Genomic DNA, 19,434 nt, shown 5'->3' with positions numbered 1-19,434 from the left:
AACGACTGGTGCGACATAGCTTTACGACGAAGTCGTAGCACTAGGTTGCATTGTAGGTGTGAATCGCCACTTCAACTTTTCAAATCCCATGCACGAAGAAAACGTGCTCAGGTATTACACACTTAATAATTGCGCAAAGGTGGGTGAATTGTCACCTTTCGGTAACTTTTGTGTGCCCCTAGTCGGTATTTTCGTCCAAAGCTTTTGCCCGTCTGTCCAACCAGGATTGTAGAATTTCTACTGCCGCAGCCTGGTCAATAATCTTCCGCCCGGACTTAACATCAATACCTGCTGCGTGCAGCCGTGATTGAGCCATTACCGTCGTCATACGCTCGTCGGCGTAATGCACTACGACTCGGTCACCGAGTCGGCGCTGCAGCCGGAATCCAACGTCAGTAGCTTTCCGCGCAGAAGTCCCGAACGTGCCGTCGAGCATAAGGGGCATGCCGACAACAATCTCGACGACCTCAAGTTCAGTGGCGAGTTCCACGAGCCGGTCAATATCCGGCCCGTCAGGATCTTTTCGCCCCGTTGCTCGAGTGACTGTTTCAACCGGGGTCGCCAGGATACAGTCGGGGTCAGAGACTGCGACACCAACGCGGACATCGCCGACGTCGATTCCGAGCCGTCGACCCCGACCGGGATCATCCTGGCCGGGGGTATCAATGCGGGGCTTAGCCATTGTTTACTGCTCTTCCGATAGCACAGCCGTTAATTGGCTACTTGGACAGTTCGGCCTCAACAGCGGCCAATGCTGCGTCGATACCGGAGGTATCAGAGCCGGAGCCCTGTGCCATTGCCGGTTTACCGCCGCCCTTGCCGCCGACCTCGGCGCCCATCAGCTTCACCAAATCGCCGGCCTTAATACCGCGATTGACGGCTTCATCCGAAACCGAGGCCACAAACGGAACCTTGCCGCCGGCGTTGGAGATCAACGCAATGACGCTTGGGCGATCCGCAAGGCGCTTCGCCAAGTCATTAGCCAGCGAACGGATGTCCTTCATCTCCGTACCGTCGGGAAGCTTAAGTCCGAGGTAGGTGACATCGCCGATGGTGCGAGCGGACTCCAGGTGAGACGCGGCATTGGCCAGCAGCTGTCCGGCCTTGAAATCAGCGAGCTGCTTCTCTGCAGCCTTGAGCTTCTCAGCCAGTGCTGCAATGCGGTCTGGCAGCTCAGCAGACGGAGCCTTGAATTCAGTGGCCAGTCGCTCAGCCAGGAGACGCTCGGTGGACAGGTAGCGGAAGGAATCGATACCCGAGTAGGCCTCAATACGGCGCACGCCCGATCCGACCGAGGACTCGCCCAGCACAGCTACCGGACCAATCTGCGAAGAATGCGAAACGTGGGTACCGCCACACAGCTCAATTGAGAACGGGCCACCGACCTCGACAACGCGGACGATGTCGCCGTAGTTTTCGTTGAACAATGCCATGGCACCAGCGGCCTTGGCCTCTTCCAACGGCATCTCGGCAGTATTGACAGCCCAGTCGTTGTCGACAGCCTCATTGGTAATCTGCTCAATCTCACGGAGCTGTTCCGGTGTGAGCTGCTCACCGTACTTGAAGTCGAAACGGAGGTAGCCCGGCTTATTCATGGAACCAGCCTGAGTTGCAGTATCCCCCAGTACCTGACGCAGAGCACCGTGAATCAGGTGAGTTGCAGTGTGCGCCTGACGAGCACCGTGACGCCACTGCTCGTCTACCAAAGCTTCAGCGGAGACGCCCGGGGTAAACTCACCGGCTGTGACGATGCCCTTGTGAAGCCACAGCTTCTTGCCCACCTTTTGGACATCGTTGATGTGGACCACAGCGCCGGAATCAGTCACGATTCGACCACGGTCAGCCAGCTGACCTCCGGCCTCGGCATAGAGCGGAGTGCGGTCGAGGATAACCTCAATCTCATCGCCCTCTGCGGCAAACGCCTGCTTCTGGCCATCAGCAATGATGCCGAGAATCGTGGATTCGTCGGCAAGCCGATCGTAACCAGTGAAGGACGTCGGGTGTTCATCGATGAACTCGCGGTAGACGTGCAGGTCGGTGTGCGACTGCTTCTTTGCCTGGCTGTCGGCCTTTGCACGCGCACGCTGCTCAGCCATCTCGCGATCGAATTCCTCGCGGTCGATGGTCAGGCCAGCTTCTTCGGCCATCTCGATGGTCAGGTCGATTGGGAAGCCGTGGGTGTCATGCAGGGTGAAGGCATCGTGACCGGATAGAACGGTTTTACCCTCTGCCTTGGCCTTGGTGGCCGCGCGCTCGAACAGCTCCTCACCAGCGGACAGCGTCTTGGTGAAGGTCTTTTCCTCGGCGACGGCGACGCGGCGAATACGGTTCCAGTTCTCCGCGATCTCTGGGTACGACGGGGTCATGGTCTCGGCCGCGATACCAATCAGCTTCTCCAGCACTGGACCGTTAGCGCCGAGCAGGCGCGCAGAGCGGATAATACGGCGCAGCAGGCGACGCAGAATATAGCCACGATCGGAGTTCGAGGGGGTGACACCGTCGAGCATCAGCATCAAGCCGGTACGGCTGTGGTCAGCGATGACGCGGAAACGGATGTTGTCCTGGTGGTTCGAGCTGTATTTCGAACCGGTGAGCCGCTCAGCCTCGTCGATAACCGGACGCAGTAGGTCGGTTTCGTAGACGTTGTCGACACCCTGCAGCAGGAAAGCAACACGCTCGATCCCCATACCGGTATCGATGTTCTTCTTCGGCAACGGGCCAAGAATCTCGAAAGAGTCCTTGCCTGTTCCTTCGCCACGCTCGTTTTCCATGAAGACGAGGTTCCAAATCTCGATGTAGCGATCCTCGTCGGCCTCTGGGCCACCATCAGCTCCGTACTCCGGGCCGCGGTCGTAGAAAATCTCTGAGCACGGACCACACGGGCCAGGCACACCCATGGACCAGTAGTTGTCCGCCATACCTCGGCGCTGAATGCGCTCCTCCGACACACCAACCTTCTCGTGCCAGATGTCATGGGCCTCATCGTCGTCGAGGAAAACAGTTACCCACAGCTTCTCAGCCGGGATGCCAAAGCCGCCGTCCTCAACAGCACCAGTCAGAAGGCTCCATGCATGAGTGATGGCACCTTCCTTGAAGTAATTTCCGAATGAGAAGTTACCCGCCATCTGGAAGAAGGTGTTGTGGCGGGTCGTGATACCTACCTCTTCAATGTCCAGTGTGCGCACGCACTTCTGAATTGAGGTCGCGGTGGAGAAGTCCGGAGTCTCATTGCCGAGGAAGTAGGGCTTGAACGGCACCATGCCGGCATTAACGAACAGCAGGTTCGGGTCATCCAAAACCAGGGAGGCACTGGGGACCTCGGTGTGTCCCGCCTTTACGAAATGCTGGATGAAGCGATTTCGAATTTCATGAGTCTGCACGGTGTTCTACTTCCTCGTTTCACGTCGAGCGTCCGAGATGTTTAATACAAAACTAGCAGTCTACCCGCTCGGTTCGAGCAACTTTAAAACCACCCCACCGGCACCCCGTAGATCCCGACCGATCTCGCCTACTTCGATTTCCGGCGGCTCCCCCGGATAATTCGGCGAATGCGTCCGAGGTACTCAGCCATGCCGTTTTCACGACCGTGATTGGATGGAACGAAATAATCAGTGCCCACCAACTGATCTGGTGGATACTGTTGGGCAACGACACCCATGGGGTCATTGTGCGGGTAGATATAGTCCACCGCGTGACCAAGGTCCTTAGCCCCGCTGTAATGTCCGTCGCGCAAATGCGGTGGCACCGGCCCGGTTTTCCCGGAACGAACATCCTTCAACGCCCCGTCGATTGCGCTTATGACCGAATTGGATTTCGGTGCCGTGGCCAAGTGAATCGTGGCCTGCGCCAGCGTCAGCCGAGCTTCCGGCATGCCTATCAAGGCAACGGCCTGCGCCGCGGCGACGGCGGTTTGCAGTGCTGTCGGGTCTGCCATACCGATGTCTTCGCTAGCCAGAATTACGATTCGGCGGGCAATAAACCGAGGGTCTTCCCCACCCTCAATCATCCGCGCCAAGTAGTGCAGGGCAGCATCGACATCAGACCCTCGAACGGACTTAATAAACGCGCTGGTGACGTCGTAATGCTGGTCGCCATCGCGGTCATAGCGAACCACGGCCCTGTTGATCGAATTGGCAAGCGACTCAGCGGTAATCTGCTCACCGTCGGCTACGGCTTCTGCGGCTGCCTCGAGGTACGTCAGGGAACGACGAGCATCACCAGCTGCCAGCGCAATGAGTTGATTACGTGCATCGTCTGTCATACTGACGCGACCATTGAGGCCGCGCTCATCAGTAAGTGCTCGATCAATGAGCGTGCCGACGGCTTCGTCGTCCAGTGACTGCAACTGCAACAGCAGTGACCGACTGAGCAGCGGGGACACCACTGAGAAGGATGGGTTTTCCGTCGTTGCCGCGACGAGAAGGACAATCCGGTTTTCCACGGCACCCAACAGGGCATCCTGCTGGGTCTTGGAAAAACGGTGCACCTCGTCGATGAAGAGCACCGTTTGAATGCCCTGGTTAACGAGTGTGCGACGAGCAGTATCGATAACCGCACGCACTTCCTTCACTCCTGCATTAAGCGCGGAAAGCGCTTCAAAGTGTCGTCCGGTCGCCGCGGAAATCAAACTGGCGAGAGTGGTTTTGCCAGTTCCAGGAGGGCCGAACAGAATAACGGAAGTGTCGCCGCCACCTTCGACCAGACGGCGCAACGGTGCTCCGGGGGCTAACAGGTGGTCTTGACCAACGACTTCATCGAGGTTTCGCGGTCGCATCCGAACCGCCAACGGCGCGTGTGCACCTGGGTGAAAGTAGGCGCTCGCATCGGAGTTCAGGCCAGTGCTTGCTGGCCCCGCACTCCGACCTTGGCTCTTGGCCGCTGTAGGTCCGGCGACCGAAGGCTCGTCGAAAAGCCCTGGAGCGTCATCGGCGGAGCCGTTTGCACCGCCTGACGGCAGCTTATTCGGATCCGCCACGTGTGCCCTAGCCTTCCTCTTGCTCTAAGAAATCGATGACTGCATGCGCGAACTGTTCCAGCTCGTCGGCACGATCGTCCTCACACTTATGGGCGAACTGTGCAATCGCGCGAGCCGTGTTAGCCATGTCGCGCCGCTCCAGTGCTGAGCCGCCAACTTCCGGCTTCAGGTCCGTGCGTCCTTCATGCCCCACCCACAGCGCTTGTTTTGGAGAACCGAAGAAGGAAACCGTTGCGGAGATGAAAAACCAACCGAGCAACGCCGCAGCGATGAACGCCATCAAACGGCGGTCGCTCGTGCCGCGATACCAATGGTCACGAATCTCTTCCATCCAGGCACGGACAAACACGTCGACCTCTGCCTCCGATGGACGCTCCACGAAAACGTGCAGCGGGAAGCCTGCGACGACGCTGGCCACGTCGAAGATGACATCGCGGTAACCAGCCCACTCATAGTCGAGGAACTGGACCTTATCCGCCAGCAGAATGTTGTCCGGGGCGAGGTCAAACGGAGTAAACGCCCTATGCGTGCCCTTCTCAATTCGACGAGCAGCATCCTCACCGAAAGAGCGCACAGCGTCGGGAACAGGAATGCCGGACCCCTCGACAGCTCGCATACCAAAGCGAATCCCCGACACAATGCCGTGGTCACGCGCCTCGAGAGCCTCGCGATCGACCTTGTTCTTCACCCACATACGACGACGCAGGGTCTCAAATCCCTCTTCACGAGTATGCGTGTGAATATGCATCCGACCCAGCGAAGCGCCGAGGCTGCGGAATGCGCGCAATCGTCGCTCTTCATCGCCACGAAAGAGTACGTCCGCAAGAGTGTCCACGACACCGACGTCGCTGAGAACCAATAGCTGCTTTGAAACATCGTAAGCAAGAAGCTGAGGCCCCGGGCGGACGTCGTCAGGCAGTGTATTGATGAACTGGTACGCCACGACTTCCCGTAAAACGGCGGGATCGACGCCTTCAGTCGTCGTAGGAATTTGCTTTACGACGACCGTGCGTTCCTGCATAAAGGGATTTGTGGCGACCCGTACGCGGACAACAAGAGCGTTTGACTGACCTGTAAGTACTTCTGGATCCGACAACACTGGAGTGCCGCCGAATCGTGCGGAAAGCAGTGTCTCTGCATCTTTAACTACGCTGTCAACTTCTGCTGCAGCGTCGTCCGAGTACTCCATTGAATGCCCTTTCAATGAGCCAGTTTCAGTCAGGCGATACGGATGTTGCGTTGTGGCCAGTACCGCCTTGGTTAGGAGGAATTGGCGCCACTCGCGCTGTTCACGCTGGAGTGGCAGATCACATTCCTCGCAATGTGATTTCTTTGTTTACTTGCTGTCGCCTGCGTCGGCTGCTGCCTTAACGCCGTCTGCCTTCTGCTTTGGCTTCGGCTTGAAGTCGATACCGGTCTCCTTGCGCTGCTGAGCGGTAATCGGAGTCGGGGCGTCAGTCAACGGATCAACGCCGCCACCGGACTTCGGGAAGGCGATAACTTCGCGAATGGAGTCAACGCCGGCCAGCAGGGAAACGATACGGTCCCAACCGAATGCGATACCACCGTGCGGCGGAGCGCCGTACTGGAAGGCATCCAGCAGGAAGCCGAACTGCTCCTGTGCCTCTTCCTCGCCGATGCCCATAACATCGAAGACGCGCTTCTGGACATCTGGGCGGTGAATACGAATGGAGCCGCCACCAATTTCGTTACCGTTGCAGACGATGTCGTAGGCGTAAGCCAGTGCGTTGCCAGGATCCTTGTCGAAGGTATCCATGTGCTCTGGCCTCGGCGAGGTGAAGGCGTGGTGCACAGCAGTCCACTGCGAGTGGCCCAGGGCAACGTCACCGGAAGCGGTAGCGTCGGCAGCCGGCTCGAACAACGGTGCGTCGACGACCCAGGTGAATGCCCAGTCGCCTTCCTTGATAAGGCCGAGCTTCTTGGCAATCTCTCCACGAGCAGCACCCAGCAGTGCACGGGAGCTCTTAGCGTCACCTGCAGCGAAGAAGATGCAGTCACCCGGCTTCGCGCCTACGTGCGCCGCGATGCCTTCACGCTCTGCGTCAGTAATGTTCTTGGCAACCGGGCCGCCCAGAGTGCCGTCCTCCCCAACAAGGATGTAGGCCAAGCCCTTTGCGCCGCGCTGGCGGGCCCAATCCTGCCAAGCGTCGAGCTGACGACGAGGCTGCGATGCGCCACCGTCCATAACAACTGCACCGACGTAATCGTTCTGGAAGACACGGAAAGTGGTGTCCTTGAAGAACTCGGTGCACTCCACCAGCGGAATGTCGAAGCGCAGGTCCGGCTTGTCAGAACCGTACTTCTCCATGGCCTCCTTGAAGGTCATGCGTGGAATCGGGGTCTGAACAGTGACACCGGCCTCGGCGAAGATAGCAACCAGAATCTCTTCTGCCAGCGCAATGACATCGTCCTGCTCGGCGAAGCTCATCTCAACGTCGAGCTGAGTGAACTCCGGCTGGCGGTCAGCGCGGAAGTCCTCATCTCGGTAGCAGCGGGCGATCTGGTAGTAGCGCTCCATGCCAGCGACCATAAGCAGCTGCTTGAACAACTGAGGGGACTGCGGCAGTGCGTAGAAAGTGCCCGGCTTCAAACGAGCCGGCACCACGAAGTCACGAGCACCTTCCGGCGTAGAGCGAGTCAACGTCGGGGTCTCGATTTCGGTGAAGTCGTGGCTGTCCAGCACCTTACGGGCTGCGCGGTTGACAGCCGCACGGAGACGCATAATCTTGGCCGGGCCTTCACGGCGTAGGTCTAGGTAGCGGTACTTCAGGCGGGCTTCCTCGCCGACAGTGCCAGAAGTTCCAACATCCTCGAGCTGGAACGGCAATGCCGCCGACTCGTTGAGGATGGTCAGCTCCGTAACATTGACCTCAATTTCACCCGATGCCAGGTTCGGGTTTTCGGAGCCCTCCGGGCGCTTCTCAACGACACCGGTGACCTGAATGCAGTATTCGCTGCGCAGGTGGTGTGCACGCTCAGCAACTTCGCTGTTGCGGAACACAACCTGGGCGTAACCGGAGCGGTCACGCATGTCGATGAAGATCACGCCACCATGGTCACGGCGGCGTCCTACCCAACCGGTCAGGGTTACTGTGCTGCCGGCGAGGTCAGCGCGGAGGTCTCCGGCAAGATGCGTACGAAGCACTGCGAATTGGTCCTTCCAAAATTGGTGCTATAGGGATTAACGCTGTGGATAGCGGTTTCGTCCGTGTAGTCTACCTTGAAGCCAGAAAGGTGAGAAGAAGACCCCGGCTATTTTGCTTATTACCGGTCATCGCCTTGGGCCTACCTCGGGCTTCATGTACTCACTTAGACAAAGTTCTCCGTAGATCCTGACGTTGATTTACATGCGGATACTATGACGCAGCGCTATTCAATGGCCCGTTTTCCGCACCTTATGCAATAGTCTTACTCCTATGACCTTCCGGAATGACTTCCAAAAGAGCTCGGCTCGTGCCGAGCGACGCTCGGGTGGTGGCCGCGCTATCGCCGTAGGCGGTGGCGGTATCGGCGGCCTTGTCCTCATCGGCCTGTACTTACTTCTCGGCGGCGACCCGGGACAATTGGGACAGCTGACAGGTGCCCAGAACAACCAGTCCTCGCAGACTGCACAGCAGTCCCCTGGCGAGGATCCCTGCAAGACCGGCGAAGATGCCAACAGCCGCATCGATTGCCGGATGGAATTCACCGGTATTTCGGTCGACCGAGTCTGGGAAGAACAACTCCCCGCACAGGCCGGCATCGAGTACACGAACCCAGGCTTAGTCCTCTTTGAAGGCTCCACTCAGTCGGGCTGCGGCGCAGCGTCCTCGTCCACCGGCCCGTTCTACTGCCCCGCCGATCAAACGGCCTACTTCGACACGGAGTTCTTTAGCACCCTGGAGCGCATGGGCGGAGGCAACGGACCGCTCGCACAGGAATACGTCGTGGCCCACGAATTCGCCCACCATATCCAAAGGTTGGAGGGCACACTTGGCCGCAGTAACTACAACGAACCGGGCCCCGATTCCGACGCTGTAAAGATCGAGCTGCAGGCCGACTGCTACGCGGGTATCTGGGCTCATTACGCGGACAAGGGGCCGGACGCAATCCTCGAACCGCTTTCCGACGAGCAAGTTGCCGATGCCCTCAAAACTACGAAGGCCATTGGCGATGACACCATCCAGCAGCATTCCGGCGGTGGTGTTCAACCGGACTCCTGGACCCACGGCTCGGCCGAGCAGCGTACGAAGGCATTCCTCACCGGCTACAAGTCAGGAAAGATGTCTCAGTGCGACACTCTCGAGCGCGGCGTCTACAGCTAGACTCCGCACTCAACAAATGCGCGTTTCCTAGATGCGCGACTGCAACTCCTGAACCAGTGCATCTAGGGCGACTGCGTGCTGCTCGTGGGACTCAAGGTTCTTCAGCTGAACCTCGCCCGCGGCCAATTCAGACTCGCCGAGGACCAACGCAAATCGGGCTCCAGCGCGATCGGCACCCTTCATCGCGCCCTTCAGACCGCGGCCGCCGTAGGACATATCTGCGCGGATACCCGCTTGGCGCAGCTTATTGATCTGCACCGCCATAGCGTGAGCGGCTTCTTCACCGAGCGCAACACCATACACATCGACGCGTCGACCATCGCTGGCCTGCTTGCCCTCTGCTTCCAGTGCGAGCAGCGCGCGATCCACACCCAAACCAAAGCCAATTCCAGACAGCTCTTGGCCGCCTAGCTGCGCCATCAGCCCGTCGTAGCGACCACCGCCACCGATACCCGACTGAGCACCAAGGCCGTCGTGAACAAACTCGAAGCACGTCTTGGTGTAGTAGTCCAGTCCGCGCACCATTCGAGGATTGATGACATAGGGCACCTTCATGTCATCCAACAGTCCAGTCACAGCTTCAAAGTGACCGCGAGCGCTGTCAGAAAGGTGGTCCAGCATCAGCGGCGCGTCGGCAAGCATTTCCTGCATTTCCGGTCGCTTATCGTCGAGAACGCGCAGCGGGTTGATGTTTGCACGGTGGCGCGTTTCCTCATCCAAAGGCAGGTCAAACAAGAACTCCTGCAGCTTAGCGCGATATTCAGGGCGGCAGGTGTTGTCGCCAAGGCTTGTCAGTTCAAGGCGGAAGCCTTCGAGCCCGATACCACGGAAGCATGCGTCGGCAAGCGCGATGACTTCAGCGTCCAGCGCAGGATCATCGACGCCGATTGCCTCTACGCCCACCTGCTGCAACTGACGGTAACGGCCTGCCTGCGGGCGTTCATAGCGGAAGAATGGCCCCGCGTAGGAAAGCTTGACCGGCAACTGACCGCGGTCCAAATTGTGCTCAATGACCGCGCGCATCACGCCCGCGGTACCCTCCGGGCGCAGGGTGACCGAACGGTCGCCGCGGTCGGCGAACGTGTACATCTCCTTGGTGACGACGTCCGTCGATTCACCTACGCCACGTGCAAAAAGCCCGGTTTCCTCGAAAATTGGCAGCTCAATGTGCTCATAGCCCGCAAGTCGTGCGCGGTGCTGGAATGAGTTTCGCACCGCCTCGAATTCGCGGGAGACCGGCGGGACGTAATCCGGCACGCCCTTGGGCGCGGAGAATGGCTTCAACTTCTTTGGCTTCTGGCTAGAGTTCACCCCGCTAACTCTACCTGCCAACTCTCACGACGTGTCAGCCAGGCTAGGTGAGGTTTTGCAGGAACGGGTTGGTCGCGCGCTCCTCGCCTATCGAAGATGCGGAGCCATGGCCCGGAAGAATCATGAGGTCATCCGCCAGCGGGAGGACCTTATCCTTCAACGACTGCTGCATGTGCTCCGGACTACTGCCCGGCAAATCTACGCGACCGATAGCCCCCTTAAAGAGGACGTCCCCGCTGAAGACAATCTCATCTTCCCCATCGGAAGCGCGCAGCATCACGCATCCCGGAGAGTGACCAGGAGCGTGAATGACTTCGAAATCCAACCCTGCCCACTTTACTTCGTCGCCATCCTCGAAGAAATCGGCTTCCGTATAAGCCTGCATAGAATCGATGTCAAAGAGGTGTCCGAAAGAAGAACCGCCGAGCTTCGGATTGGCCAGCAACACATTGTCGCTTTCGTGAATGAAGACGGGGATATCCCAGAAGTCGGCGGCCTCCGCGACATCGCGGACATGGTCGATATGACCATGGGTCAGCAGAATTGCTTCCGGCTTCCAATCTCGCTTCTCAACCTCGCCGCGTACTACCTCGAACGCCCCCATGCCCGGGTCAACAATGACGCATGGGGTGGACAGGCCGTCCATTTCCGGAGCGCCTGTTGCCACGTAGCAGTTGGTCTGAAAAGGGCCGGCTGCAAAACCAAATATCTCCATGGCGCTCCATTGTAACGATTGTGTACAGCCCCCGGCAGGCTATTTGCGCCTTCCAACAACGGGAAGAGAGCACCTTTCCCCTTGCTCGTTGGCCTGTCATCTCGCAAATGGGAAGCAATCCCGGGCATAATGGTCGATTGTGTACGCGACGGTGACCGACTGAGCTGTTACTTCAAATGCGGTCACTATCAATGGGCAAAATCGTCCGCTGGTGTTCCGTCACCAGCAATAGATGACTAACAGATACGGAGAAAGACTAGTGGCCAATAATGAGCAAAGGCGCAAAGATGCGATGCGGACGCTCGAGCGCGAACTTAAGCGCCGTGCACGTGCCGAGAAGCTGAAGCCACTGGGCGTTGTCGTAACTACCTTGGCTATCCTGCTCTTTATCGGTGGCGGCATCTACTTGCTGACCACGGCTGGCGGCGCTGACGACAATGAGGCCGCTGATGAATCCACGACTCCAGTCGAACCTGCAGCTCTGACAGCTACTCCCGTCAGCGGTGAAAAGGTTCCAATGAAGCGCTCTTCCCCACTTCCGGAAACCGTGACCTGTGACTACCCGGATGATGGCGAGGCATCGAAGGACATAGATAAGCCAGCTACCGACAACGTTCCCGCCACTGGCACTGTAACCATCACCCTGAAGACTAACCAGGGCGACATTCCGATGGAGCTGGACCGCGCTATTTCACCTTGCGGCGTCAATGCAATTGAGCACATGGCCAAGTCCAACTACTTCAACGACACCGTGTGCCACCGTATTACCGGTGGTGGCCTGAACGTTCTGCAGTGTGGCGATCCGACTGGTACCGGTACCGGCGGACCGGGCTTCAAGTTCGCTGGCGAGTGGCCGGTCAAGGATTCCGGCCTGGATCAGAACACCCCGTTGGTGTACCCGAAGGGCTCTATCGCCATGGCAAACCCGAGTGACCCGGATGCCAACGGCAGCCAGTTCTTCCTCAACTGGGCAGATTCTCAGCTGCCTCCGCAGTACACCGTGCTTGGCTCCATGACTGACGAGGGCACCAAGACGGTTGCGGACATTGCGAAGAACGGTATCGAGGGTGGCGGTACCTCTGACGGTAAGCCAGCTAAGGAAGTCCGTATTGAGAAGGCGGAAGTCAAGTAGTTGACTCAACTAACTGATTGAGAAATTAATCAAAAACAGGGTCAAGGTGAATCACCTTGGCCCTGTTTTAGTATCTACGCGGTCTCATCCTTTTTCACATATCGATGGCTACTAAACCGCCTACTGACCAGAAGTAATGCGGTAGACATCGAACACTCCCTCGACACCGCGCAGAATGTTGAAGATATAGCCCATCTGCTTAGTGTCCGAAACCTCGAAGCTAAAACGCATTACGGCAACGCGGTCATCGGAGGTATGAGAGGACGTCGACAGGATTGAGACCTTCTGATCGGAGAAAACGCGAGTGATCTCCGAGAGCAGTCCGTGACGGTCAAGTGCTTCGATTTGCACCGTAACCATGAAGACCGCACCGGAGGAATCCGTTGCCCAGGAAACCTCGATAATGCGCTCGGGCTCCTGGTGCAGTTTCTCCGCATTAGTGCAGTCCGTACGGTGCACACTGACCCCACCGCCGCGGGTGACGAAGCCAAAGATGGCATCGCCCGGCACAGGCGTACAGCATTTGGCGAGCTTAGCGGCCATATCCGCGCTGCCTTCTACCAACACACCCGTGCTGTCAGCGCGGCGCGGAGTGTTGTGCACGTTCATCTTTGAAATTGGCGTGCGGGAGACCAACTGCTCTTCGGCATCGTCCGCGCTCGAGAACTGCGCCATCAGCCGGTGAGTCACATGCTGCGCTGAGACCTGCCCCTTACCGATAGCGGTATAGAGCGCATCGACATCCGCATAGTGCAGCTCGGAGGCAATCTGCTTGATGGACGCCGGAGTGAACAGGCGGTGCATCGGCAGACCGCCGCGCTGTACCTCTGCAGCCAGCGCGTCACGGCCGGCATCGAGTGCCTCTTCGCGGCGCTCCTTGGCAAACCACTGACGGATCTTTGCCCGCGCACGTGGAGTTTTAACAAACTTCTCCCAGTCCTTAGACGGACCGGAATCGGCATCCTTGGACGTGAAAATCTCGACGCGGTCGCCAGTTTTTAGCGGTGATTCCAACGCCACTAGCTTGCCGTTGACTTTGGCACCAATACAGCGGTGACCTACTTCAGTATGGACCGCGTAGGCAAAGTCGACCGGCGTGGAGTCCGCAGGCAATGTGATGACATCGCCCTTAGGCGTGAACGCAAAAATTTCAGTGACTGAGAGGTCATAGCGCAGGGAGTCCAGGAACTCGTTAGGATCTGCGGCCTCGCGCTGCCAATCCAGCAGCTGACGCATCCACGCCATCTGATCGACTTCGGCGGAATCTCCCTTGTGAGAGCCCTTGGTTTCCTTGTAGCGCCAGTGTGCGGCAATGCCGTACTCAGCGTTGTAGTGCATCTCATGGGTGCGAATCTGCACTTCTAGCGGGGAGCCACCTGGACCGATGACCGTTGTGTGCAACGACTGGTAAACCCCGAAACGCGGCGCGGAAATATAGTCCTTGAATCGCCCCGGCATGGGTTTGAACAGCGAGTGGACGGCACCCATGGCGGCATAGCAGTCCTTGGTCGTGTCCACCAGAACTCGAAGTCCGACCAGGTCAAAAATCTCGTCGAACTCATGGCCGCGGACAATCATCTTCTGATAAATCGACCAGTAGTGCTTCGGCCTGCCCTGTACCTCAGCAGCAATGTGAGACTCCTTCAGATCCTTCTGAATCATCTCGGAGACTTCCTGGATGTACCGGTCCCGCTGCGGCGCTCGATCTGCGACCAAACGCACAATCTCGTCGTACTTCTTCGGGTACAAAATGGCGAAGGAGAGATCTTCCAACTCCCACTTCACGCTGGCCATTCCCAAACGATGCGCCAGCGGTGCAATCACCTCGAGGGTCTCACGGGCCTTCTTAGCCTGCTTTTCCGGCGGCAGGAAGCGCATTGTGCGCATGTTATGCAGCCGGTCAGCCACCTTGATAACCAGCACGCGCGGGTCCTGGCTCATGGCGATAATCATTTTTCGCACGGTCTCTGCCTCGGCGGCGGAGCCCAACGCGACCTTATCCAATTTGGTCACGCCGTCGACCAACCGTGCGACTTCTGGGCCGAAGTCCCGCTCCAGGTCCTCCAGCGTGTAATCGGTATCTTCGACCGTGTCATGCAGCAGCGCTGCCACCAGCGTGGTGGTATCCATGCCGATCTCGGCCGCAATAGTAGCGACTGCAAGCGGGTGAGTGATGTATGGCTCGCCGGATTTCCGATAGACGCCGTCGTGAAGGCGCTCGGCGGTATCGTAGGCACGCTGAAGCACAGCCAAATCTGCGCGCGGATGCACCTGTCGATGCACCGCGACAAGGGGATCTAGCACCGGGCGGATCTTCGTTCTGTTGCCGGTAAGGCTTCGCGCTAGGCGGGCACCATAACGGCGTGCGGGCCCTTCAGCCATGACTCATTCACCCCTTATTAACCACGTACAGAGGCAGATCAGCAAGCTTCTCCCGAGCTCCCAGGCCTTCAACCTCCAGCACGGTGCACAGCCCGGTTACCTCGACTCCAGCTGTCTCCAGCAGAGCGCGAGCTGCACACAGGGTGCCACCAGTTGCCAACACATCGTCGACAAGTACGGCCTTCTTGCCCTTCAGCTCAAAACCACTAGCCGGAATCTCAAGCGCGGCCGTACCATATTCCAGTTCATAGGTCTCGGTCAGCACAGGCGGTGGCAGCTTACCCTTCTTACGAATAGCGAGCACTCCCAGTCCGAGCTTGTACGCCACCGCAGAACCCAGCAGGAATCCACGCGCATCTAGGCTGCCTATAACATCAGCCCCGAACTCTTCCACCTTGGCGGAAATCTCGTCCACAATCAGGGCGAACGTCGTGGCGTCGGCAAGCGCCGGCGTCAAGTCCTCGAAGAGTACGCCCTCAACTGGAAAATCGGGCACAAACCGAATCTGATCGGCTAATGCCTCACGCGCGTGTGCATACGACACAGGTTTAAGCTCCTTTTCGGCGAAAAGAAAAAGTGCGGGTACCTGTCAACGATACCCGCACAATGCGCTTTTAAAGTAGTTTCACCCGAACCACTGGGAGGCGCTACCTCCTACTGCCCCGGACGCCAGGACAGCGGCTTGTTTTCATCGCCCTCAAGCGTCGGAGTCGTCACCGTTCGTTTCGGCGTCGACTGCTCCATTTCGCTTGCCGACGGCTCCTTCGAGCCCGAGTCCTCCGCAACATCAGTGGTGGCGGAATCGGTGCCCGAACCGGCTCCCTCAGATGCCTTTGCGCGGGCAGACAGTACCGCCTCTTCATGCTTGCGGTATTCACGCTGCCGCGACTTAAGAGACACCAACAGCGACGAAGCCAGGAAGATCGAAGAGAACGTACCTTGAATAATGCCGATGAGCTGAACGAGTGCAAGGTCCTTCAGCGTTCCGACCCCTAGCATGCCCACGGCGATGACCATCAGTGCCAGGATTGGCAGGAGCGTCGACACCGTGGTGTTGATAGAACGCATGATGGTTTGGTTGACCGCCAGGTTCACCAACTCGGCGTAACTTCTACGGGTCGATGAACGATAGCCTGCCGTGTTCTCGTCGACCTTGTCGAAAACCACGACGGTGTCGTACAGGGAGAACGACAGCACTGTCAGCAAGCCGATAATGGTTGCCGGGGTGACGTCAAGACCAATGAGCGCGTAGATGCCCATAATCACGATTGCATCCACAACCAGGGCGAGAATTGCGGCAATGGCCATGTCGCGCTCGAAGTGAATGGTGATGTAGATGAACACCAGACCCAGGAACACCACTGCAGCCAGCAGCATTCGGTTGGTAATCGAAGAGCCCCACGACTCCGACACGGTCGAGTCACCAATGGCATCCGGGGTCTGCTGCCCCTGCACATCGACGGGCTTGAATGCATCATTCAACGCGATACGAGCACTATTAATCTGGTCCTGAGTCAGCTTCTCAGAGGTGATCTCCAGGATTCGGCCCTCACCAGAACCGATAATTTGTACCAGCTCCGGCTTCACGCCGGTCGCCTCGGTGAAAACCTCCTCGGCCTGCTCAGTTGTCACTGAGGCCGGCGGCATAGTCATCTTGGTACCGCCCTCGAAGTCGATACCGAAGCTGAACCCGCGAATCAGCATCGCTGCGAAAGCAACAACGATGATGGCGACGGCAATCTGGTACCAGCGCTTCCGCTTGCCGACGATGTTGATTCCACCCTCGCCGGTGTAGAGGCGGCGGAAAAAGGAGTCGTCTTTCACGCTTTCTGGCTCAGTGATTAGCGCCGGATTCGTCTGAGTAGTATTCATGGATTCCTACTTCCCCTCATTCGCGCTGGAGTGAGCTGCACCGGTGTCGGCAGCCGTACTGGCGGAGGCATCGGAGGCTCCGGCCTTCTTACCGGCAGCTACAGTCTTATTCCTCTGTGCAATCTCCATGACCGAGCCGAAGCCGTTCATCGACGGCTTGGACAAAGCTGGCCACTTACGAGTAGCCAGGATGACCAACGGCGCAGTCACGAGGAAAGCCGTCACAATGTCGAATGCTGTGGAGAGACCAAGTGTGAACGCGAAACCGCGGACATCGCCAACGGCCAGGATGTAAAGAACCACAGCCGCAATGATGGACACAAAGTTACCCGATAGGATGGTGCGCCGTGCTCGTCGCCAAGCGTGCGGAACCGCGGAGCGGAAAGTTCTACCCGCGCGGATTTCGTCCTTAATGCGTTCGAAGAAGACGATGAAGGAGTCAGCCGTTACGCCGATAGAGATGATGATGCCGGCGATGCCAGCGAGATCGAGCGAGTAGCCAATCCAACGACCAAGAAGGACAAGGACGCCGTAGACCATCGCTCCAGCTGCTGCCAGCGAAACCAGCGAAATCACGCCCAGGCCGCGGTAGAGAGCAATCGCGTAGACGACAATCAGGGCGATACCGATAATGCCGGCAAGCAGACCGGCTTCCAAGGAAGCCGAACCAAGCATGGCCGGGATAGTCGTGGTGGTGCCGCCCGGCTCGCCGTCCTCACCTGCGAACGACAGCGGCAGTGCACCATAACGCAGGTTATTGGCCAGTCCCTGTGCCTCGTCGATTGAGAAGTCGCCCGTGATGCGGGTGGCAGAACCAACTGGGGTTGCCTCCTGAATCACCGGGGCGGAAATGACCTTCGAGTCCAACACGATAGCGACCTGCCGCTGCAGGTAGTCATTGGTCAACTTGGTCCATGTGCGAGCGCCGGTGTCATTCTTCCCGGACTTGAAGCTAAAGGAGACCTGAATCTGACCAGACTGCTGATCGTAACCACCGTTAATCGGCGCATTGGTATCAATAGCGTCGCCGGACAGACGCTGGCCCTTGGCCTCGTCCTCCTGCCCAATCAACAGCGGAGCCTTGCCCAGGAAGATGGCTTTACCGCCTTCGGGCGCACAGGTCACCAGCGGCTTGGCCGGGTCATCGGCACCCTGTAGCGGATCAACTGCATCGCGGTTATCGCAGGTCATCAGCGCAGCGGCTGCAAACTGTGTCGTTGGGTCTTCGGACTGGCGAGTCGCCAACAGCACGTCACGAACCTTCGTACGCAGCTCGGCCGCTTCAATTGAGTTCGCCGGCTTTGCCGGAGCTGTTGCGTCCAACTTCGGGGCCTCGCCCAGCGACTTGGACAGCTCCTCGGGAACCGGCTGATCTGGGTTCTGTTCCTTGAAGGCATCAATTGCACGCTTCTGCGTTTCGTTCATGTCCTTGTAGAGGTCATCAACACGCTTGGTGGCTTCCTCCTTCGACAGGACACCGACTGACACCCAATCTTCAGCAGTCTTCTTAACTACCTCGCCAAAGGCAGCTTCATCAGGGCCCTGGGTGGGCTGTTCTACCGGACGGAAGAAGAGCTGCGAAGTCTGGCCGAGCGTACGCGCCTCCTGTGAGTCTTCACCCGGCACGGTAATGACCAGCGTGTCACCGTCGGTGACAACTTGAGCGCCGCTGACGCCCATGCCGTTTACGCGGTTCTCCAGAATCTTGCGAGCCTGGTCCAGCTGATCGCGCGTCGGCTTTTCGCCCTGCGGCACCAAGGTTACTCGGGTACCACCCTGCAAGTCGATGCCCAACTTTGGCTTGGCTGATCCGCCGCCGGTGAAAAAGACGAGTGCGTACGTAAGGATGAGGAAGCCAACAAACAGTGCCAACAGCCACTGCGGCCAGTTCCTCTTGAATGTATTCGCACCGGATCTGGATTTGCTGTTCAAAGCAAAGTCTCCTGAATCGTGACGTTTAGGTACTTAAGCGCTTCGGGTAGAAACGCAGGTCTATAACCGCACCGCGAAATCGCGCGATACCAGGAAGAGGCATTGCGGGCGTCGCTAAGCAAAGCTATAAACACCAACCGCTAGAGAATAACCGATTTAGCGTAGTGCGCCGGTTTTGACTTGTACCTATTTAGTGAAAATCTTGCCCACGCTTGCCGACGGCGAAACCTGGGACGCGCCCGCTAGCCTCACGGCGCACGCTACAGCTTGGATGCATGCAAACCGACGGGGCGTGGGCGTGCAAAAAACTGCTACTGCTTTTCGGTGGAAGTGGAACCGTCTGTACCCGGGTTATCCGGGGTACTCGGAGTATTCGGGTTCTCGACCTGCTCATTGACGTCCGAAGCTGCATTGTCAGCCGGGCCGTGGCCGGTGATTTCTTGGACGTCGCCGACGTGGTCATCTGGCGCATCGGAAACACGGCCACGTCGGTCACGGTGAGCGTAGCTAGCTCCGGTACCGGTGGTGAGGTTGCGGGCAATGGCGCCCTTTTCCCAACGGGTCACGATGCCGTCAGCGATAATCAGGTCGACGGTTGTTTCGGTCGTATCAACGACTACACCATGCATACCGGAACCGGTGATGACCTCTGCGCCCGGGGCCAACTTATCCTGCATGTCCCGAATGGTGCGCACCTGCTTGTTCTGCTTGATGATCTGCCAAATTGGCAGCGCCAGGAACAAGAAAATAAGTAGGAGGAGAATAGTTTGATCCATGTCTGCCGAGTTTA

General features: G+C 58.1%; 14 protein-coding genes. 2 read left to right on the top strand and 12 right to left on the bottom strand.

Features of this window, described 5'->3' with window-relative positions; all coding sequences use genetic code 11:
* Nucleotides 1–178: 178 nt before the first annotated feature.
* The 5 genes from ruvX to aspS all read right to left on the bottom strand — a co-directional run bounded on the left by ruvX (nt 179) and on the right by aspS (nt 8,141).
* The gene (gene ruvX / locus QP982_RS03825; RefSeq protein ID WP_070601472.1) at nt 179–682 is read right to left on the bottom strand and encodes a Holliday junction resolvase RuvX; all 504 of its coding nucleotides are present in this window, start codon (nt 680–682) and stop codon (nt 179–181) included.
* A gap of 37 nt (nt 683–719) precedes the next feature.
* Nucleotides 720–3,380, bottom strand: a complete 2,661-nt coding sequence (alaS, locus tag QP982_RS03820; RefSeq protein WP_284870230.1) for an alanine--tRNA ligase — start codon at nt 3,378–3,380, stop codon at nt 720–722.
* 128 nt (nt 3,381–3,508) lie between these two features.
* Complete coding sequence (locus QP982_RS03815) at nt 3,509–4,834, bottom strand: replication-associated recombination protein A (RefSeq protein WP_284870257.1); 1,326 nt, start codon at nt 4,832–4,834, stop codon at nt 3,509–3,511.
* A 148-nt stretch (nt 4,835–4,982) separates the two neighbouring features.
* Nucleotides 4,983–6,164 (bottom strand): phosphotransferase family protein, encoded by a 1,182-nt coding sequence (locus QP982_RS03810; protein WP_016422694.1) that lies wholly within the window; start codon nt 6,162–6,164, stop codon nt 4,983–4,985.
* A gap of 147 nt (nt 6,165–6,311) precedes the next feature.
* Complete coding sequence (gene aspS / locus QP982_RS03805) at nt 6,312–8,141, bottom strand: aspartate--tRNA ligase (RefSeq protein ID WP_070862635.1); 1,830 nt, start codon at nt 8,139–8,141, stop codon at nt 6,312–6,314.
* 271 nt (nt 8,142–8,412) lie between these two features.
* Between aspS and ypfJ the strand changes: the two genes are divergently transcribed.
* Nucleotides 8,413–9,300: a KPN_02809 family neutral zinc metallopeptidase gene (gene ypfJ, locus QP982_RS03800; protein WP_016422692.1), complete on the top strand. Its 888-nt coding sequence runs from the start codon at nt 8,413–8,415 to the stop codon at nt 9,298–9,300.
* A gap of 27 nt (nt 9,301–9,327) precedes the next feature.
* Here ypfJ and hisS read toward each other — a convergent pair whose 3' ends face one another.
* On the bottom strand, nt 9,328–10,611 hold the full coding sequence (gene hisS, locus QP982_RS03795; protein WP_016422691.1) for a histidine--tRNA ligase: 1,284 nt from the start codon (nt 10,609–10,611) through the stop codon (nt 9,328–9,330).
* Nucleotides 10,612–10,654: 43 nt separating this feature from the next.
* Nucleotides 10,655–11,326 carry an MBL fold metallo-hydrolase gene (locus QP982_RS03790; RefSeq protein WP_284870229.1) on the bottom strand — a complete coding sequence of 224 codons (672 nt, stop codon included), beginning with the start codon at nt 11,324–11,326 and terminating at the stop codon, nt 10,655–10,657.
* Nucleotides 11,327–11,618: 292 nt separating this feature from the next.
* Here QP982_RS03790 and QP982_RS03785 point away from each other — a divergent pair, with 292 nt between their 5' ends.
* The gene (locus QP982_RS03785) at nt 11,619–12,458 is read left to right on the top strand and encodes a peptidylprolyl isomerase (RefSeq protein ID WP_016422689.1); all 840 of its coding nucleotides are present in this window, start codon (nt 11,619–11,621) and stop codon (nt 12,456–12,458) included.
* A gap of 120 nt (nt 12,459–12,578) precedes the next feature.
* Here QP982_RS03785 and QP982_RS03780 read toward each other — a convergent pair whose 3' ends face one another.
* From QP982_RS03780 to yajC, 5 genes are all read right to left on the bottom strand, one after another.
* Nucleotides 12,579–14,840 carry a RelA/SpoT family protein gene (locus tag QP982_RS03780; protein ID WP_016422688.1) on the bottom strand — a complete coding sequence of 754 codons (2,262 nt, stop codon included), beginning with the start codon at nt 14,838–14,840 and terminating at the stop codon, nt 12,579–12,581.
* 7 nt (nt 14,841–14,847) lie between these two features.
* Complete coding sequence (locus QP982_RS03775; protein WP_016422687.1) at nt 14,848–15,384, bottom strand: adenine phosphoribosyltransferase; 537 nt, start codon at nt 15,382–15,384, stop codon at nt 14,848–14,850.
* Nucleotides 15,385–15,494: 110 nt separating this feature from the next.
* The gene (gene secF / locus QP982_RS03770) at nt 15,495–16,712 is read right to left on the bottom strand and encodes a protein translocase subunit SecF (RefSeq protein WP_088611530.1); all 1,218 of its coding nucleotides are present in this window, start codon (nt 16,710–16,712) and stop codon (nt 15,495–15,497) included.
* A gap of 6 nt (nt 16,713–16,718) precedes the next feature.
* Nucleotides 16,719–18,644, bottom strand: a complete 1,926-nt coding sequence (secD, locus tag QP982_RS03765) for a protein translocase subunit SecD (RefSeq protein ID WP_049193686.1) — start codon at nt 18,642–18,644, stop codon at nt 16,719–16,721.
* 311 nt (nt 18,645–18,955) lie between these two features.
* Nucleotides 18,956–19,420: a preprotein translocase subunit YajC gene (gene yajC, locus QP982_RS03760; RefSeq protein ID WP_070438357.1), complete on the bottom strand. Its 465-nt coding sequence runs from the start codon at nt 19,418–19,420 to the stop codon at nt 18,956–18,958.
* Nucleotides 19,421–19,434: the final 14 nt, after the last annotated feature.

It is taken from the genome of Corynebacterium sp. MSK019 (assembly GCF_030232425.1).
Classification (GTDB): Bacteria; Actinomycetota; Actinomycetes; order Mycobacteriales; family Mycobacteriaceae; genus Corynebacterium; species Corynebacterium jeikeium_D.
Note: the sequence above shows the minus strand (reverse complement) of the source record. Positions and strands in the feature narration are given on the sequence as shown.

What these genes read in the sequence shown, in the direction of transcription:
- secF (WP_088611530.1), bottom strand. Translation starts at nt 16,712, where the DNA reads ATGAATACTACTCAGACGAATCCGGCGCTAATCACTGAGCCAGAAAGC.
- QP982_RS03780 (WP_016422688.1), bottom strand. Translation starts at nt 14,840, where the DNA reads ATGGCTGAAGGGCCCGCACGCCGTTATGGTGCCCGCCTAGCGCGAAGC.
- ypfJ (WP_016422692.1), top strand. Translation starts at nt 8,413, where the DNA reads ATGACCTTCCGGAATGACTTCCAAAAGAGCTCGGCTCGTGCCGAGCGA.
- QP982_RS03785 (WP_016422689.1), top strand. Translation starts at nt 11,619, where the DNA reads ATGCGGACGCTCGAGCGCGAACTTAAGCGCCGTGCACGTGCCGAGAAG.
- QP982_RS03810 (WP_016422694.1), bottom strand. Translation starts at nt 6,164, where the DNA reads ATGGAGTACTCGGACGACGCTGCAGCAGAAGTTGACAGCGTAGTTAAA.
- QP982_RS03790 (WP_284870229.1), bottom strand. Translation starts at nt 11,326, where the DNA reads ATGGAGATATTTGGTTTTGCAGCCGGCCCTTTTCAGACCAACTGCTAC.
- ruvX (WP_070601472.1), bottom strand. Translation starts at nt 682, where the DNA reads ATGGCTAAGCCCCGCATTGATACCCCCGGCCAGGATGATCCCGGTCGG.
- yajC (WP_070438357.1), bottom strand. Translation starts at nt 19,420, where the DNA reads ATGGATCAAACTATTCTCCTCCTACTTATTTTCTTGTTCCTGGCGCTG.